The organism is Idiomarina sp. ST20R2A10, assembly GCF_051842345.1.
Taxonomy (GTDB): Bacteria; Pseudomonadota; Gammaproteobacteria; order Enterobacterales; family Alteromonadaceae; genus Idiomarina; species Idiomarina loihiensis.
This window is the reverse complement of the sequence record NZ_JBNIEY010000006.1, coordinates 70,330-87,256: the sequence shown is the minus strand read 5'-3', so window position 1 is coordinate 87,256 and position 16,927 is coordinate 70,330. Positions and strand designations below refer to the sequence as shown.

The window sequence follows — 16,927 nt, the reverse complement described above, 5'->3', positions numbered from 1 at the left end:
ATTATTTATGACAACCCAGAATCTTTCTTTCGCACAACAAGTTAAAGAATTACAAAAGCAATGGGACACCGACCCGCGCTGGAAAGGCGTTGAGCGCCCTTACAGCGCCGAAGACGTGGTGCGCCTGCGCGGTAGCGTGCAGCCAGAATACACCTATGCCCGCAATGGTGCCGATAAACTCTGGCAGCTCATTCACGGCAAAGCACAGGAAAAGTTTGGCAAAGACTATGTCAACGCGCTGGGGGCGTTAACCGGCGGTCAGGCGGTACAGCAAGTCAAAGCGGGTTTGCAGGCCATTTATCTTTCCGGCTGGCAGGTCGCCGCTGATAACAATTCCGCCTGCAGCATGTACCCGGATCAGTCGTTATATCCGGTCGACTCAGTACCTACGGTTGTCGAGCGCATTAACAACTCATTCGCCCGTGCTGATCAGATACAGTGGTCAAAAGGCGTTACGCCGGAAGACGACAATTACGTAGACTACTTCGCACCTATTGTTGCCGACGCGGAAGCCGGTTTTGGTGGCGTTCTCAATGCCTACGAGCTGATGAAGCGCATGATCCAGTCCGGTGCTGCCGGCGTGCATTTTGAGGATCAACTGGCTTCAGTGAAAAAATGCGGACACATGGGCGGTAAAGTACTGGTACCCACACAAGAAGCGGTGCAGAAACTTTCAGCCGCACGTTTAGCTGCCGATGTTGCCGGTACACCGACACTGATTGTCGCCCGTACTGACGCTAACGCCGCCGATCTACTAACTTCTGACTTTGACCCGAACGACAAGCCGTTCATTACTGGTGAACGCACTGCCGAAGGTTTCTATCGCGTGAAGCCGGGCATTGAACAAGCCATTTCACGCGGCTTAGCATATGCTCCGTTTGCGGATCTTATCTGGTGTGAAACCGCCAAACCAGACTTAGACGAAGCGCGTCAGTTTGCTGAAGCCGTTCATGCCAAATACCCCGGCAAACTGCTGGCCTATAATTGTTCACCGTCGTTTAACTGGAAACGCAACCTGGACGACGACACCATTGCTAAGTTCCAGCGCGAGCTTGCCGCAATGGGTTACAAGTTCCAGTTTATTACCTTGGCCGGTGTGCACAACATGTGGTACCACATGTTTGAACTGGCACATGACTATGCCCGCAACGACATGTCTGCCTACGTTAAACTGCAGCAACAAGAATTTGAAGCGGCAGACAAAGGCTACACCTTTGTTGCGCACCAGCAGGAAGTCGGCACTGGTTACTTCGACGAGCTGACCAACGTCATTCAGGGCGGGCTATCTTCAGTCACTGCACTGAAAGGCTCGACCGAGGAAGACCAGTTTAAAACCTCCGCGTAAAGCGCAAGTCGGCATCATAAGGAAAGACATCCGTAAGCTCACCCTTGCGGATGTTTTTTTGTACGCGGCACCAGTAAGCCGAATCAATCAACTCGGGGTGACGCTTCAATAGCTTGTTGCGATATTTTGCTTGTGGCACCGCAAATTGCGCCAGCTGCTGCGGAAATACATCGTCCGGTGCGTAGGAAACCTCCCAGTCGTTTTCCGGCAAACGTCTGAAACTCATATCCGTTAAGTAGCGCACTTCGTCGTAATCGTAGAACACCACCCTTTTATGCCGGGTGACACCAAAGTTTTTCAGCAGCATGTCGCCGGGGAAAATATTCGCCGCCATCATTTCTTTTAACGCCCGGCCGTAGTCGTCCATCGCCGCGTCTATTTCTTCGTCATTGGCGTATTCTAAGTACAAATTCAGTGGCGTCATCCGGCGCTCAACAAACAACTGGTGAATAACCAAAGTATCACCCTCTATCGAAATAGAGTTGGCAATGGTTTGCTTAAATTCGTCCAGTAAGTCCGGGGATATACGTTTAAGCGGCAGTGCCACATCGACAAACTCTAACGTATCGGCCATACGCCCTACTCTGTCATGCCGCTTCACCATGCGGTAACGGTCAATAACCGTCTGCCGGCCAAACTCCTTGGTACCGCCCAGCCGGTCTTTAATGACTTTAAACACATAAGGAAAGGACGGCAGCGTAAACACCGTCATAACCATGCCTTTAACACCGGGGGCAGCAGACAGCTGGTCGTCTGTACGACGCAAATGATGCAAAAACTCCCGATAGAACTCGGTTTTTCCCTGCTTATGAAACCCCACTGAAGAGTAAAGCTCTGCCAGAGTTTTGTGCGGCATTAAATCCTTTAAAAACCGCACCAAGGCAGAAGGCGCCTCTGTTTCGACCATAAAATACGAACGGGCAAAGCCAAAAATGGTCGCCATGCGGTCCGACCGGGTAATAAAAGCATCCACATAAAGCTTGCCCTGCGAATTAATCAGCACCGGTACAATAAAAGGATAATGGTTATTCTCAGTTACCACTCGCCCGACAATATACGCGGCTTTGTTTCGGTAAAACGGCGACTTCAAAACATCTATGCGCAGGTTGTGGGCTTCAATATCGGTTTCTGTTGCGCGTTCAAAGAACTTATCGCGCAGCTGTTCAATATCATTTTCAAAGTTCTCAAACTCACCACCTAAGCCAATATCCTCAAACACCCGGGTCAGTGTTCCTTCCAGCCCATCAACCACCGGAAAATAAGAGTGGCATTCGTTCTCCACCGGCACTGGAATGTGGTTCGCCAGCACGGTTTCCACAAAAATATAGTCGTTATTAAAGTAGGCACGGTCGAATACCCGGCAGAACACCGAATTGTAAAAGGTTTCGGCAAGCTCCGCCTGAGGGTGAAACTTCAGCAGTTGTTGGTAACGCTGCCGGGTAGCTAGCCAGAGGCCTTCATCCAGTTTTGTGCCGACGCGGCGCTCGACTTTCTTAGCCGTTGTACCCACCTGATGGTCGTAATAATGAATACGCTCTGAAGCTGCCGACACAACAGCGGTCCAGTCGCGCTGTAAGAAACGTTCACGCGCGCCCTGAGTCAGCGATTGAAAACGCCGGTAGTGGCTGTGAAAGCCATCCAGAATACTTTTTGCCAGGGTCTCGGGGCTAATTGTCATGGTCTTTCATCCGCTAAACCGGTCACAACGACTCTCTACTTGAATCAAGTTAATCATCAATAATGACAGAAACAAGACTGGCGTTATACATTCACCCTATTTATAATCCCGATAGATTTTTTATATTCCACTTATTCTGGATAGTTATGAACACCATCAAAGACATTGATCTGAACCTGCTGGTTTACTTAGATGTGCTGCTGCGGGAGAAGAACGTAACCCGTGCCGCAGCTCAGCTTAATATTACCCAGCCAGCCATGAGTAACGGTTTAAAGCGTCTACGCAACCTGCTGAATGACCCTATTTTAGTGCGCACCAGCGAAGGTATGGTACCAACTCAACGCGCGTTAGACATGCAGGAAGCCCTGCGCGGCGTATTATATTCGGTTGAGGAGATGATTCAGCCGGTGCGTGAGTTTGATGCGCCCACCAGCGATCAGGTCTTTCGTATTATGGCCTCCGACTATGCCGCCTCTACGCTCATGCCAAAGCTGCTGGAAAAACTCGATGAGCAGGCACCTCACGTATCACTGGATATTATGACTCCCAGCGATATCAGTTTTCACGACGTTGAGAACGGTAAAGTGGATCTGGCCATTAACCGCTTTGAACAGTTACCACAGTCGTTTCATCAAAAGAATTTATGGAGCGACGAGTTTTCCTGCCTAATCCGCAAAGATCATCCGTTGTTGCAGGACTACACCTTAGACAACTACTTAAAAGCTCAGCATGTGTGGGTGAGTAAAACCGGTTTTGGTGTGGGCGTAGGGATGGACCCGCACGACGTACAAAAACTCGGCTGGGTAGATGACGCTTTAGATAAACTGGGCAAACGCCGGAAAATTAAAGTGTTTACCCGTAATTATCATGTGGCTATGTATCTGGCACGTCAGGGGCTGGTTGCTACCTTGCCAACACGAGCAGCGGAACTGTATTCACAAGACAGTCAGTTAGTTATGAAAGCTCCGCCGTTTGAAATACCGGGTTTAACTCTGACCATGATCTGGTCACCGCTACTGCAGCACGATGCAGGCCACCGCTGGTTCCGACAAGTCGTCGCCGAAACAGCGGCAGCTTCCTAGCTTCCTTAATAAGGGCTTATTCTTCCCAGAAAAAGTCTTTCCGCTTAAGTGGCTCCGGCAACAAGCGATCCATGGTGGTGGCGTCATAGAGTACGCCATTAACCATGGTGTGAGTCACTTTATCGGTATCACGGATGTTCTCCAGCGGGTTGCCATCAATAACGATAATATCCGCCAGTTTACCTTCTTCCAGTGAACCCAAAGCATGGTCCATACCAAAAACCCGGGCAGGGTCGATGGTCGCCGTGCGTAAGGCTTCCAGTGGTTCCATGCCGCCCTGCGCCATCATCCATATTTCCCAGTGCTGCGCTAAACCTTCACGCTGACCATGGGCTCCGGCAAGTACCTCAACCCCCAGGTCCTGCAATTCAGTTGCCACTTCGGCATTATTAAAGTGATTGTAGTGGTTATGCGGCGCCTTTTCACGGCGCATCGCCTTGCCCACTAAAAATTCCATGGGCACATATTGAGTCAGCTTGGGATGCTTCCATACATCGGTTTCCGCATACCAGTAGTTCTCACCCCAAATACCGCCATAAGCCACACCCAGGGTTGGTGTATAAGCTACGTCACTTTGCTGCCATAACTGACGAATATCATCATAGATATTGGCTACCGGTAATGAGTGCTCAACCGTGGTGTGCCCATCCATGATCATGGTTAAGTTGTGCTGCAACAAAGAGCCTCCTTCCGGCACCACCATCATTTCCAGTTCGCGTCCGGCTTCAACCACTTGTTGACGCTGGTTACGGCGTGGCTGGTTGTAACTCTTGACAGAAAACGCGCCCACTTTCTTCAGACGCTCTAAATGAAACTTCGCGTCTTCCAGGCTATCCACATGCGAGGTGTAACCCGGGCCATTAGCACCGTATAAAATGGTACCGGTTGAAAACAGTCTTGGCGCGGCAATTCTTCCCGCTTTCTGCAGCTCTGAAGCGGCAAAAAACTCGGTTGTGTCGTTAGACGGATCGTGAATTGAGGTCACACCGAACGCCAGGTTCGCGTACTGTCCCCAGTTCTGCTGCGGGATAATTTCCGCCTGCCCCTGACTACCGTGCGCATGTGCATCAAATAAACCCGGCATAACAGTCTTGCCGCTGGTATCAATAACTTCAGCACCGGAAGGCAAATCAACCTCAGCTTCGGGACCAACCGCTACAATTTTATTATTGCGAACCACCACAGTACCCTGCTTATAAACCGTGTCGCCGTTCATGGTAATAACCTGACCACCTACAAAAGCAACCGTCGTATCCGGTACCATAGCGTCATGTTCAAAACCAATGTTCTGGCCATTTTCTACTTTCAGGGTTTCACTTTCGGTTCCGGCATTAAAAGCTTCAGCCACCGATGTATGGTAAAGCTCCGGCCCTAATGTCCAGTAAAGCTGGTCACTGTTTGCCGTCCAGGATAAGTTTTCACCAGCGCGAACGGACAACTGATGCACCGGCATTTGTTTATCACCCGGACCAACATTAATAACACTGCCACGCTCGACTAAAGGCGTCACAAATACTTTAAAACGTTCAGCAAAAGCCAATTGCTTGCCGTCCGGAGACACACGGAACTCAGTTGCTAGTTCCGACTGATACAAGTCGCGCTGCTCCAGCGTGCGTAAATCAATAGCACTTAAGGTTGGTTTATCGCCCGGAGTCATCAAATAAACCCGGTCGTTACGCGCGCCGTATTGCGGTAAATGCCCACTTTCAGCAATTTGCTCCGGTTCTGCATTGGCAGACACCGCTACGCGATAAATACCGTTTTCCAGACCAAACTTATCGGAAATTAAATAGCCTCCACGCACCTTGCGGTAAACCACATGCTTGCCGTCCGGAGAGAATGTGGGTTCAACAAAGTTGCCCTGTCCGGTATTCAGCACTTGCTCATCACCAGAACTGATATCGCGAACAATAACCTTTGCCTGCGCTTCGTCATTCCAGCGAACGAATACGACTTTTTCGCCGTCACGTGAATACTGCGGATAGAGTTCAAAATCTTCGCTATTGGTTAAACGCTGCGGCTCACCATCTGGCAACGAACGTTGATACAAGCTGCCCAAAGCTTCGTAAATCACCGCATCACCCTGAGGAGATACTTGCGCCATACGCAACATTTTCACGTCAAACTGGTCAGCTTCAACGTTTTGTTTAAAGCGCAACGCATGCTGTACTTTCTTCTCGGTTTCAACTTTAAACGGAATAATACGGGCGCTGCCGTCATCAATGTTCAGCTTCTGAATATGACCACCGGCCCAGAACACTAATTGCTTCGAATCTGGTGTCCAGTCCATAGTGGGGTAAACCCCATGAATGGCCCAGGTTTCCTGCATGTCGCGTTCCATTTTCCCGTAAACCCGCTTGTGTTCACCGGTTTTCAGATCCAGCACGTACAGCACGCTGTCAAAATCTTCACGCTTAATGTAAGCCAGGTAACGTCCGTCGGGTGACGGTGTTGGGCGAATAGCCCCACCGGCACCGCTTATCAGCGTTTCAATCTCACCAGTTTCACGCTCAAAACGTTTTATGTCGTAAATACCTTCCAGCGAATCTTTACTGTAGTGAAAGGTTTTGCCCGGCGTGTCATCCTGGGAAAAATAGATGTATTTGCCGTCCGGCGAAAACGCCGGCTCGCCTAAATCCTTCTGGTCATTGGGGCGTTCGGTCAGTTGCACACCCGAGCCGCCGCTGCGGTGGTACATCCACACTTCCCCCGCGCCTAATGAACGGCTGGCAGTGAAGTGTTTACGAGCAACCAAAAACTCGCTGTCCGGACTCCAGGCCGGGCTGTTCAGTAACCGGAAAGTTTCTTCGGTGACGGCGCGCACGTTGTTGCCATCGGCATCCATCACCCAGATGTTATCGCCACCGCCCTGGTCGGAGGTAAAGGCAATGTAGCGGCCATTTGGTGAATAAACCGGCTGCATATGCCACGCAATACCGCCTATCAGTTTTTCAGCTTCACCGCCGCCAAACGGCATACGGTAAATGTCCCCCAATAAATCAAACACAATGTATTCACCGTCCGGGCTGACATCCACATTCATCCAGGTGCCGGAGTTGACCGATATATCAATGGTTTTAAACTCCCCTTGGGGGTCGCTCACATCCCAGCCCTGGGTTTGCTCCTGTGCCATGCTCACCGGCGCAAAGCTTAAAAGCGATGCAACCGCTAAGGTTAATGTTGTTCTTTTCATGGTATAGCCTCATTAAAAATGTCTTACCTTTGTAAGGAGTTAAGATCCAAATGTCCAGTAGCTAACGTTAAATGGTGAGGAAAGGTCGATTAATGGACTTTAGAGGTCAGTAAGTTATAGTGAGAAAATATTCAGGTAACCGGATTGAATATGAACGATGCCTTAGAGAACATCCTCCTCGACGTATCTAAATCGCCAGATATTGACGGTGGCGACTTAGAGAAAGCGTCCGAGCTTATATTAGCCTCTGCTCTGAAAGGGTTGGATATTACCAGGGTTAGTATCTGGTTACTGCAATCGGACAAACAAGCCATGAGAGCGGCTAAACTCATTGACGAGAAATCGCCAAACGCTGAAGTCCCGGTACTTTACAAAAACCAGTTACCTTCTTACTTTCAGGCGTTAGAATCCGAACGCACCATTATTGCCAACGATGCCCGCTGTCATCCTGCAACTATAGAGCTAACTAACGGCTACCTGGAGGAAACCGGCGTTTACGGCTTACTTGACGTTCCCTTACGCCATAAAGGCGAGATGATAGGCGTTATGTGCTGCGAAAGTCGAAGGGAAAACCGCATCTGGACATCCGCCGAAGTCGCTTTTGTTGGTATGCTGGCCGATATTTACGGTCGCGCGGTTAGTGCCGCTGAACGAGAACGGTTTGAGGCCCTGCTCATTCAACAAAATGAACAGCTGGAAAGCATGGTAGAAGAACGTACTCAATCTCTGACCAAAGCACTGGATAACTTTAAGCAGGCTCAGGAAAGGTTAATTGAAACAGAAAAAATGGCAGCGCTGGGCAAATTAGTTGCCGGTGTTGCTCACGAGGTGAATACCCCGCTGGGCGTTTCAGTAACCGCCGTAACTCATTGCGAACATCGCCTGAAAAAACTGAATCAGAGTTTTACTGATGGTTCCATTTCACGAAAACATCTGCAGACCTTTATCGACAATACGTTTGAAGCTTACCAGCTACTAAGCAGCAACCTTGAACGCGCCGCAACACTGATTCAGAACTTTAAGAAAACGGCGGTCGATCAGTCCAGTTTTGAGCTGGTGAAATGCCAGCTCAACGACTATTTACACGCATTAGTCTTAAGCCTCAACCCTATGGTGAAAAAGAAAAAAGTCACCATTACTATTCACTGCAATGAAGATATTGTCTTGAAAACCTACCAGGGCGCACTAGCACAAATTGTGACTAATCTGGTCAGTAACACCAACGACCACGCCTTTGCCGAACCCGACGAAAATCATCAAATTGAAATTATAGCCACAGAAGAAGATAGCGGTGTACGTTTTTCTTTTCGTGACAACGGCAAAGGTATGGACAGCGAAACCATAAAAGATATTTTTGAACCCTTTTTCACCACATCTCGCCAGACTGGCGGCTCCGGACTGGGCTTATCCATTGTTTATAATTTAGTAACACGGAAACTCAAAGGTCAGATATCTGTCCAATCAACGCCTGGCGAAGGCACTGAATTTTCTTTTTTCTTACCTAATTTACCTAAATAGGATGTTGTATGCTTAAAGCTCTGCAAAACTTTTTTCAAAACAATACTGCCGCTGAACAGGCCAGCCTGAATAAGGCAGAAGGTATGACAGACGATGCATTCCTTTCACTGGTATTAATGACTGAAATAAGTCTTGCCGACGGTACGTTGTCGGACGAGGAACGCCAGCACCTCTTACATGAGCTTGAGCACGAATATGACATTACGGATGAGCAAGCAGAAAACGCTATTAGAAAAGCCGTAAAAACAGTAAAAGAAGCCGCTTCGCTGTACGAGTTTACCGCTCAGCTAAAAGCTCTCGCTTACGAAAAGCGCGTTGAGCTATTGGAAAGTTTATGGGTAGTTGCCTACGCTGATGGCGAGCTTGCCCCTTATGAGGAAAGCATGTTGCGCAAGCTGGCAGACTTACTCTACATTAGTCACGCTGACTATATTCGAACCAAATTAAAAGTCATGGATTCCTAAGGTCGACGATTAAAAGCTCGGTCAGCGGCCATTTTAATGGCCGCTTTCTCTCGCCGCTTCCATTTCACTTTCCAGACGAGCGGCTTCATCGGCACGCGGCTTAGTGAAACGCGCTAACCACAAATAGAGTACTGGGGTCAGGTAAAGCGTAAACAGAGTTGCCAGCCCTAAACCACCAAATACAACCCAACCAATTGAGTTACGTGCTTCAGCGCCCGCACCAGAAGACAGAATAAGCGGTAAGCCACCCAAAACCGTGGATACCAGTGTCATCATAATAGGCCGTAAACGTATCAATGACGCCTCTTCTATCGCCTCCCTAACCGCTAATCCACGGTCCCGCAACTGGTCAGCAAACTCTACCAACAATACAGAGTTTTTCGCCAGCAGACCTATCAGCATCACTAATCCAATTTGAGAATAAATGTTCAGTGAAGTGCCGGTCAGGAATAAGGCGTAAATAGCTGCGGCAATGCCGAAAGGCACGGTCAGCATAACGACCACTGCACTGTTTAATGACTCAAACTGAGCGGCGAGTACCAGCAAGACAATCAGGAACGCCAGAATATAAGTCATAGCAATTTCCTGCGAGGTGTCTTCAAATGTTGCGGCTTCCCCTAAAAAGACCAGCCCCATACTATCAGGCAAAACTTCTCCGGCTATAGTCCGCAACTGGTCAACAACGTCTGACATAGGCATGTCATCAGGCAATTGCACATCTACTTCTATCGCCCGCCGCTGTGCTTGACGCTCAAGCTCTGCTGACACGCCTTCTTCAATAATTTCGGAAACACTGGAAATAGGAACCAAATCACCGCTGCTGGACGATACATAGAGGTTCTGCATGTCCTGTGGCGACTGAATTAAATTATTACGGGTGCGCAGCATAACCGGAATTTGCTGGTCTCCCACGTTTAAGTCGGCTACGTCATCGCCGTTAATGGCAGCACGTAAAGTTGCGGATATATCATTTAATGATACCCCCAGCTCCGCGGCTCGACGACGGTCAATTTTAACCCTCAACTGCGGCTGCGTCGGTTGATAGGAGACATTAATGTTACCCAAATCAGGCATACGTTCTTTAATAATGGCGGTAAATTCACGAGCAACCTTAAAGATCTCGTCATAATTTTCGCCGGTAATAGCCATTTCCAGGCCGCCCCCCTGACCTCGCAAGTTCAGGCTATTGTCACCAAAGGCCTGTCCCGGTGCACCCGGAACCTGACTTAACGGCTCCCGGATATTATTAATAATTTCCTGTTGGCTAATATCTCGTTCTTCCCAGGGTTTGAGGTTTGCTGTAATAAAAACTAGGTTCGGGTCCCACTGACCAACAACAGTGTAAATCGACTCTATGTCACCACTTTCTTTATACTCCAGCAAAATTTCTTCCAGTTTTCGTGCCTGGCGATCCATAAACTTCAGACCCACACCGTCAGGTCCGCGCGAAAATACCCGAACCGCTCCGCGGTCTTCATTGGGCATAAGTTCGCTGTCAATTTCATTGTAAAGCAGCGCGCCGCCACCAGCAGATAACAAAGACAAAACCACCACAACCCAGCTAAAATCGAGGGCTTTGTGCAACGTTCGTTTATAGAACCGCTTAAAGGCGTTGCCGATTCCCGCAAATCGGTTATTCTGCCCGGCCGATTTAGGCAAACGAGCGGTAAAGGCCGGAACCAGAGACAAGGCAACAAAAGAAGAAATGACCACTGCCGCCGCAAGCACACCGCCAAACTCGCGGAATAAACGCCCGGCTGTTGAAGGTAAAAACGCAATAGGAACGAAAACCGCAACCAACACCGCCGTCGTTGCCACTACCGCAAAAAACACCTCGCGTGTCGCTAATACCGCTGCTGCACGGCTGCCAAGCCCCATGCTGCGGCGGCGTTGAATATTCTCAGTAACAACAATGGCATCATCCACTATCAGACCGGTTGCCAATACCAATGCCAGCAAGGTCAGAATGTTAATGGAAAAGCCCATCAGCCAAATAGCAGCAATAGCGCCGAACAGCGCAACCGGAATAGAGAACGCAGGAATAATAGTCGCGCGGAATGAACCAATGAAGACCCATAGAGTAGCCACAACCAGAACAATAGTAATGGCAAGAGTGGTCACCACTTCAGCTACCGAGGTACGAATAAACTGCGCATCATCGTTGGTGATGCGCATTTCCATATCAGGAAAGCGCTCACGCAGGCGTTCGAGTACCGCTAACGCCTGATCAGAAATTTCGATGGTATTAGAGCCCGCCTGACGTATTACCCCCAAACCGACAACGGGTTTACCGTCAAGGCGAACAAAACTACCGGCATCAGCCGGTGCAAAATAAGCCTGAGCGACATCACCAATACGCGTGTCGTCACGGACAATTATGTTCTCAACTTGATCTTCGGTAATAGCTGTCGCATCAGCTCGTATAATTAATCGCTGGTCGGTCGAACGTAAACTTCCAGCCGGCACGTCAAAAGGCGCCAGCCGCAACGCATCGGCTACATCTGTTACCGATAAACCAAAGCTCACAAGCTTAAGGGGGTCAAGATCCACCCGCAGTACGCGTTCCCGGTCGCCGTTCAGGCGCACATCGGCAACACCATTTATAGCCAAAAATGCCGGCGATAAGTCGGTTTCCAGGCGACGCGTGAGCTCCTCCTGCGTCAGAGTATAGCTGCTAACTGCAATATCCAGAACGGAGCGCGCATCGCTGTCTGCTTTCTGTACATTAATTTGTTCGACATCGTCGGGGAGCTCGCGACGCACTTGGTTAACCGCTTCACGGACTTCTGCCGCAACCACGTCTAAATCAACTCCGGGACGGAATTCAATTGAAATACGCGCGCTATTTTCTTCACTCGAAGACTGGATAGATTCCACGCCAGAAACACGAGCCGCCGCGCCTTCCAGAATACTGGTAACCTCGGCGTCCACCGTTTCTGGTGCGCCACCCGGAAGTGTCGCACTCACACCAACAACAGGCCTGTCGACATCCGGCAGTTCACGTACTTCAACACCCATGAGCGCGGCCAGACCGGCTATGGCAATAAGAACATTGAGAACAACAATCAGTACCGGACGACGAATGGAGACCGAAGGTAAGTCGTTCGCATCCTGCTGGTTATTCAGTTGCTGATCTGACATTATTCAACCGCCTCTTGCGTATCGAGGGTGGCTCTGTCAAAGGTTACTGGTTGGCCTTCTCGCAAGCTTTGAACACCTTCAACTATCAATATATCATCACGTTGAATATCGCCTGAAACTAACACACGGCCTGCCAGACGTTGCTCTATTTGCACATCAATCCGATGCGCTTTGTCATCTTCAATAACCCAGACGAAAGGATTATTAACCCCCCAGGACAACGCCGCTTCGGGTATTGAAGCAAACTCTTCACCGGCAAGTTCTATAGCCGTTCTGAAACTGGTTCCCGGAAGGAAATCGTCGCTGTCATTATTAATTTCAGCACGGGCTCTGTACATACGGGTGGTGGCGTTAATACGAGAATCCAGTTCAATAATTTCGGCGGTTACCGGAGTGCCCGAATAGCGCCAGGGCTCTACTTTAAGTTCTGCTCCGTCCTGCAACAGGGAAACCGCTGCTTCAGGAATACGAAAATCAATTAATAAGGTTGAACGGTCATCTAAGGTTGCGATAGCCGTTTGTTGATCAATGCGGTCACCAACTTCAACGTCAGTAATACCAATAATCCCGGTAAAAGGCGCACGGATAAAACGGTCTTCCAGTTCAATTTTAGCGTTATCCAGTTCTACCCGGGCTAAATCTCTTAATAAAATAGCGTTGTCTAACTCGGACTGGGGCACAGCTCCCTGTTCACGGCTGGTTCGTAAACGTTCTACCGTACGCTCTGCATCGCGTAAGTTAATTTGTGCTTGTTCTACAGCCACTTGCTGACGACGGGCATCCAGCTCGACCAATAACTCGTCTTTCTCAACTTTGTCGCCAGGCTTAAAATTTACCGCCACGACTCTGTCGCCAACAGCAGGATAAATGGTAATGGAGCGCACAGCTTCAGCCGTACCAACTGCTTCTACCCGGTTACGCTCACGCTCAAAAGTAACTTGTTGCGCTAAAACCAGCGCTTCGCGCGATCCAAATTGTTGTGCCTGGCTCGTTTCACTTTGTAGCGAGAACAAAAACACTAAGGTAATGAGTAAAAACTTCATAACGGTCAAATGGAGCTCCAAAAAAAACTGCAGCCACGTAGGCTGCAGTTATTACTAGTCAATTTGCGGTTAAGCAATGTTGCGAAAGTTACTCTTTAATCGCAAAGCTGCCTTGCATAATTGCTGAGTGGCCAGGGAAGGTGCAGAAGAATTTATAATCAGTGTCTGCACTCATACCTTCTGTTGAAAACGTCACTGACGTTTGCTCACCACCACCAACAACATCCGTTGCAGCAATTACGGCATCAGAATCTGGCACATAGTTGTTATCCATACCTGCTGACATACCTTGTTGTACAACAGACTGCATGTCGCCAGCTTCACTCAGTACCCAGTTATGACCCATCACTTTTTTATCCAGTTTACCTGTGTGATGCAGGGTTACTGTTACTTCGTCACAGCTAGCTGGTACGGACATCTCTTTTGTATCAAATCTCATGTTGTCATTGCTATCTATGGAGAGCTCACATTCGTTCGCCTGCGCGGCGTTTGCGACAAACAGCATAGAACCCAGTAGTGCGGAAATTATGTAACGCATTGCAATACCTCTTCGGTTAGTATGAAATGATTCCTTTCTTATATACGTGATATCTCGCATTGAGATTACTTTAACGAGAATTTATATGACGAAACGTCCTTTTTCGCCGCAATCACTCCTTGCTCAGGGTGGTAGTCACTCTGACAACGAAAATGGAGTAATTATCCCTCCAGTATACACATCAACGACTTATCTGCGTGATGACGACAATCAATATCGCAGCGGACGGGTGTATTCAAGGGCTGACAATCCCACTTATCGTCCTGCCGAAAAGCTATTAGCAGAGTTAGAAAATGCGGCAGATGCACGCCTGTTCGCCTCGGGCATGGCTGCCGCTACCGCCGTTTTTCAGGCATTAAAACCCGGCGATAAGGTCATTGCGCCAAAAGTGATGTACTGGGCTTTGCGCAAATGGCTGCAAACTTTTGGCGTCGATAGCGGGCTGGATGTTCGGTTTGTGGATACCACCAATTTAAATGAATTACGCGACGCGATTGCTGAAAGACAACCTACGCTTATTTGGCTGGAAACGCCGGGTAACCCTCTGTGGACAGTAACTGATATTGCCGCCGTAGCTGATATGGCTCGCAATTGCGGATCTCTGCTTGCAATAGATTCCACAGTGGCAACCCCCCTGCTGACCAAGCCACTGGATCTTGGCGCCGATATTGTTATGCACTCCGCCACCAAATACCTTAACGGCCACTCAGATGTTATTTCCGGCGCACTGGCGGCTCGTGAAGATAACGCGTTCTGGCAACGCTTAGTGGCTATTCGAGCCCAGTCCGGAGCCGTACCGGGGCCACAAGACGCAGCACAACTCTTGCGTGGCATGCGCACGTTATTTTTAAGGGTACGGGAAAGTTGCCAAAGTGCCTTATATATTGCCGAGCAACTGGAGCAGCACCCACAGGTTATTGAAGTATTGTATCCCGGCCTGAAAAGTTTTGTCGGCCACGAGATAGCCGTTAAGCAAATGCAAGGCGGTTTCGGCGGTATGCTGTCTATTCGCTTAGCCGGTGGCGAAAAAGCTGCAATTGCCGTTGCCGCAAAAACTCAGCTCTGGCACCGCGCTACATCATTAGGCGGCGTAGAAAGTCTGATTGAGCATCGCGCCAGCATTGAAGGACCAGACACACCGGTACCGCTGGATTTATTGCGTTTATCGGTAGGCATTGAAAACGCCGATGACCTGCTGAACGATTTACAGCAGGCCATCGATTTAGCGCATTCTTAAATACTTACGCGCTTGTAGAAGCGATATTCCGGTTTCCAGAAATTGTTGTCGATGCGCTCACGCAGCGTGTCGTCATCAATTTCCAGCGCTAAACCTTCCTGCTGCGCCACTTTACCCACCGCAAAAGCAATGTCTTTGCTTAACTGAGTTAAGTCGTTAAAAGCTGGCAACAAGGCTTCGCCTTTACCATTAGCGCTGGGTGACGCATTAGCCAGTGTCTTACTTGCTACACGCAGCATTTCATCGCTAACCCGTTCGGATTTAACCGCTAACACCCCAAGACCAATGCCCGGGAAGATATAGCTGTTGTTACACTGCGCTATTGGGTATATACGGCCGTCATACTCAACTTCACCAAAAGGGCTTCCGGTTGCGACAATGGCTTTACCCTCACTCCACTTCAGTACATCCGCCGGGTGCGCTTCCACATGTTTGGAGGGGTTGCTCAGTGGGAAAATAATGGGGCGATCAACATTTTTGGCCATAGTCGAAATAACTTGCTCGGTAAATAGCCCCGCCTGACCAGACACACCAATTAAAATATCAGGCTCAGCACAATGCATCACATCCAGCAGCGACGGATACTCACCGCTGTATTCCCAGGCGTTTAAATCATTGGTTTTCTGCGCCAGCGCCTGCTGGAAGTCACGCAAACCATCCATGGTGTCCATGACCAGACCAAAGCGATCTACCATGAAAATTTGTTGCTTCGCTTGTTCTTCAGTTAAGCCCTCGGCGGTCATCTGAATCATAATCTGTTCTGCAATACCGCAGCCCGCAGAGCCAGCTCCAACAAACACCACCTTCTGTTCGCTAAGCTTTTTACCTTTTTGACGGCAAGCTGCCAGCAAGGTGCCCACAGTCACAGACGCGGTGCCTTGAATGTCATCATTAAAGCAGCAGACTTCATCACGATAACGACGCAATAAGGGCATGGCATTAGGTTGAGCAAAGTCCTCAAACTGAAGCATCACGCCCGGCCAGCGTCTGGTCACCGCTTTTATAAATTTGTCCAGGAACTCATCATACTCGTCCTGTTCAATACGCTTATGGCGGGCTCCCATATACATTGGGTCTTCCAGAAGTTTTTCGTTATTGGTACCAACATCCAGCATCACCGGCAGCGTATACGCCGGGCTAATGCCGCCGCAAGCGGTGTACAGAGAAAGCTTTCCTATAGGAATACCCATGCCACCAATACCCTGATCACCTAAGCCCAGAATTCGTTCACCATCGGTAACAACAATGACCTTAACCTTCTGCTTCGTCGCATTGCGCAGAATATCGTCTATCTGGTCACGTTCAGAATAGGAAATAAACAAACCACGTGAGCTGCGGTAAATGTCAGAAAATTTCTCACAGGCATCACCCACAGTCGGGGTGTAGATAATCGGCATCATCTCTTCCAGATGATCCGTCAGCAAGCGATAGAACAGAGTTTCGTTGTTGTCCTGAATAGCGCGCAGATAAATATGCTTGTTAATGGGCGTTTCAAAGCTCCGGTACTGCATGTAAGCCCGTTCGGCCTGCTCTTCAATACTCTCATAGCGTGGCGGTAACAAACCCGTCAGGTTAAACGCGGCGCGCTCTTCCTTACTGAAGGCACTGCCCTTATTCAATAAAGGGGTTTCCAACAAATTAGGGCCAGAATACGGAATATAAAGCGGACGCTGCGTCTGCGGCATAAG

General features: G+C 49.2%; 11 protein-coding genes. 5 read left to right on the top strand and 6 right to left on the bottom strand.

Annotation, left to right across the window (positions count from 1 at the left end; translation table 11 throughout):
- Window positions 1-7: 7 nt before the first annotated feature.
- Complete coding sequence (gene aceA, locus ACP7H9_RS10165; protein WP_011233864.1) at window positions 8-1,345, top strand: isocitrate lyase; 1,338 nt, start codon at window positions 8-10, stop codon at window positions 1,343-1,345.
- Here the strand turns inward: aceA and aceK are convergent.
- The gene (gene aceK, locus ACP7H9_RS10160; protein ID WP_439222709.1) at window positions 1,329-3,023 is read right to left on the bottom strand and encodes a bifunctional isocitrate dehydrogenase kinase/phosphatase; all 1,695 of its coding nucleotides are present in this window, start codon (window positions 3,021-3,023) and stop codon (window positions 1,329-1,331) included. The genes aceA and aceK overlap by 17 nt on opposite strands.
- Before the next feature lie 146 nt (window positions 3,024-3,169).
- On the opposite strand from aceK, the gene ACP7H9_RS10155 reads away from it, so the two are divergent.
- Window positions 3,170-4,105: a LysR family transcriptional regulator gene (locus ACP7H9_RS10155; protein ID WP_011233862.1), complete on the top strand. Its 936-nt coding sequence runs from the start codon at window positions 3,170-3,172 to the stop codon at window positions 4,103-4,105.
- A 16-nt stretch (window positions 4,106-4,121) separates the two neighbouring features.
- Here ACP7H9_RS10155 and ACP7H9_RS10150 read toward each other — a convergent pair whose 3' ends face one another.
- Complete coding sequence (locus ACP7H9_RS10150; protein ID WP_439222708.1) at window positions 4,122-7,298, bottom strand: amidohydrolase family protein; 3,177 nt, start codon at window positions 7,296-7,298, stop codon at window positions 4,122-4,124.
- 150 nt (window positions 7,299-7,448) lie between these two features.
- Here ACP7H9_RS10150 and ACP7H9_RS10145 point away from each other — a divergent pair, with 150 nt between their 5' ends.
- Both ACP7H9_RS10145 and ACP7H9_RS10140 read left to right on the top strand, forming a co-directional pair.
- Window positions 7,449-8,816: a GAF domain-containing sensor histidine kinase gene (locus tag ACP7H9_RS10145; RefSeq protein ID WP_114981935.1), complete on the top strand. Its 1,368-nt coding sequence runs from the start codon at window positions 7,449-7,451 to the stop codon at window positions 8,814-8,816.
- An 8-nt stretch (window positions 8,817-8,824) separates the two neighbouring features.
- Window positions 8,825-9,280, top strand: coding sequence for a TerB family tellurite resistance protein (locus ACP7H9_RS10140; protein WP_439222707.1), 456 nt, complete (start codon window positions 8,825-8,827; stop codon window positions 9,278-9,280).
- A gap of 33 nt (window positions 9,281-9,313) precedes the next feature.
- Here ACP7H9_RS10140 and ACP7H9_RS10135 read toward each other — a convergent pair whose 3' ends face one another.
- From ACP7H9_RS10135 to azu, 3 genes are all read right to left on the bottom strand, one after another.
- Window positions 9,314-12,421 carry an efflux RND transporter permease subunit gene (locus tag ACP7H9_RS10135; protein ID WP_114981934.1) on the bottom strand — a complete coding sequence of 1,036 codons (3,108 nt, stop codon included), beginning with the start codon at window positions 12,419-12,421 and terminating at the stop codon, window positions 9,314-9,316.
- On the bottom strand, window positions 12,421-13,464 hold the full coding sequence (locus ACP7H9_RS10130; RefSeq protein WP_114981933.1) for an efflux RND transporter periplasmic adaptor subunit: 1,044 nt from the start codon (window positions 13,462-13,464) through the stop codon (window positions 12,421-12,423). The genes ACP7H9_RS10135 and ACP7H9_RS10130 overlap by 1 nt, the downstream gene beginning before the upstream one ends.
- An 88-nt stretch (window positions 13,465-13,552) precedes the next feature.
- Complete coding sequence (gene azu, locus ACP7H9_RS10125) at window positions 13,553-14,002, bottom strand: azurin (protein WP_114981932.1); 450 nt, start codon at window positions 14,000-14,002, stop codon at window positions 13,553-13,555.
- Between the two features lie 85 nt (window positions 14,003-14,087).
- Between azu and ACP7H9_RS10120 the strand changes: the two genes are divergently transcribed.
- Window positions 14,088-15,239, top strand: coding sequence for a trans-sulfuration enzyme family protein (locus ACP7H9_RS10120; protein WP_011233855.1), 1,152 nt, complete (start codon window positions 14,088-14,090; stop codon window positions 15,237-15,239).
- Here ACP7H9_RS10120 and ACP7H9_RS10115 read toward each other — a convergent pair.
- A complete protein-coding gene (locus tag ACP7H9_RS10115; RefSeq protein ID WP_114981930.1) occupies window positions 15,236-16,924 on the bottom strand; it encodes an NAD-dependent malic enzyme in 1,689 nt (562 codons plus the stop codon). The two genes, ACP7H9_RS10120 and ACP7H9_RS10115, sit on opposite strands and share 4 nt — an antisense overlap.
- Window positions 16,925-16,927: the final 3 nt, after the last annotated feature.

Excerpts from the sequence above, each read along its gene's own strand:
- aceA (WP_011233864.1), top strand. The coding sequence starts at position 8 with ATGACAACCCAGAATCTTTCTTTCGCACAACAAGTTAAAGAATTACAA.
- aceK (WP_439222709.1), bottom strand. The coding sequence starts at position 3,023 with ATGACAATTAGCCCCGAGACCCTGGCAAAAAGTATTCTGGATGGCTTT.
- ACP7H9_RS10155 (WP_011233862.1), top strand. The coding sequence starts at position 3,170 with ATGAACACCATCAAAGACATTGATCTGAACCTGCTGGTTTACTTAGAT.
- ACP7H9_RS10150 (WP_439222708.1), bottom strand. The coding sequence starts at position 7,298 with ATGAAAAGAACAACATTAACCTTAGCGGTTGCATCGCTTTTAAGCTTT.
- ACP7H9_RS10145 (WP_114981935.1), top strand. The coding sequence starts at position 7,449 with ATGAACGATGCCTTAGAGAACATCCTCCTCGACGTATCTAAATCGCCA.
- ACP7H9_RS10140 (WP_439222707.1), top strand. The coding sequence starts at position 8,825 with ATGCTTAAAGCTCTGCAAAACTTTTTTCAAAACAATACTGCCGCTGAA.
- ACP7H9_RS10135 (WP_114981934.1), bottom strand. The coding sequence starts at position 12,421 with ATGTCAGATCAGCAACTGAATAACCAGCAGGATGCGAACGACTTACCT.
- ACP7H9_RS10130 (WP_114981933.1), bottom strand. The coding sequence starts at position 13,464 with ATGAAGTTTTTACTCATTACCTTAGTGTTTTTGTTCTCGCTACAAAGT.
- azu (WP_114981932.1), bottom strand. The coding sequence starts at position 14,002 with ATGCGTTACATAATTTCCGCACTACTGGGTTCTATGCTGTTTGTCGCA.
- ACP7H9_RS10120 (WP_011233855.1), top strand. The coding sequence starts at position 14,088 with ATGACGAAACGTCCTTTTTCGCCGCAATCACTCCTTGCTCAGGGTGGT.
- ACP7H9_RS10115 (WP_114981930.1), bottom strand. The coding sequence starts at position 16,924 with ATGCCGCAGACGCAGCGTCCGCTTTATATTCCGTATTCTGGCCCTAAT.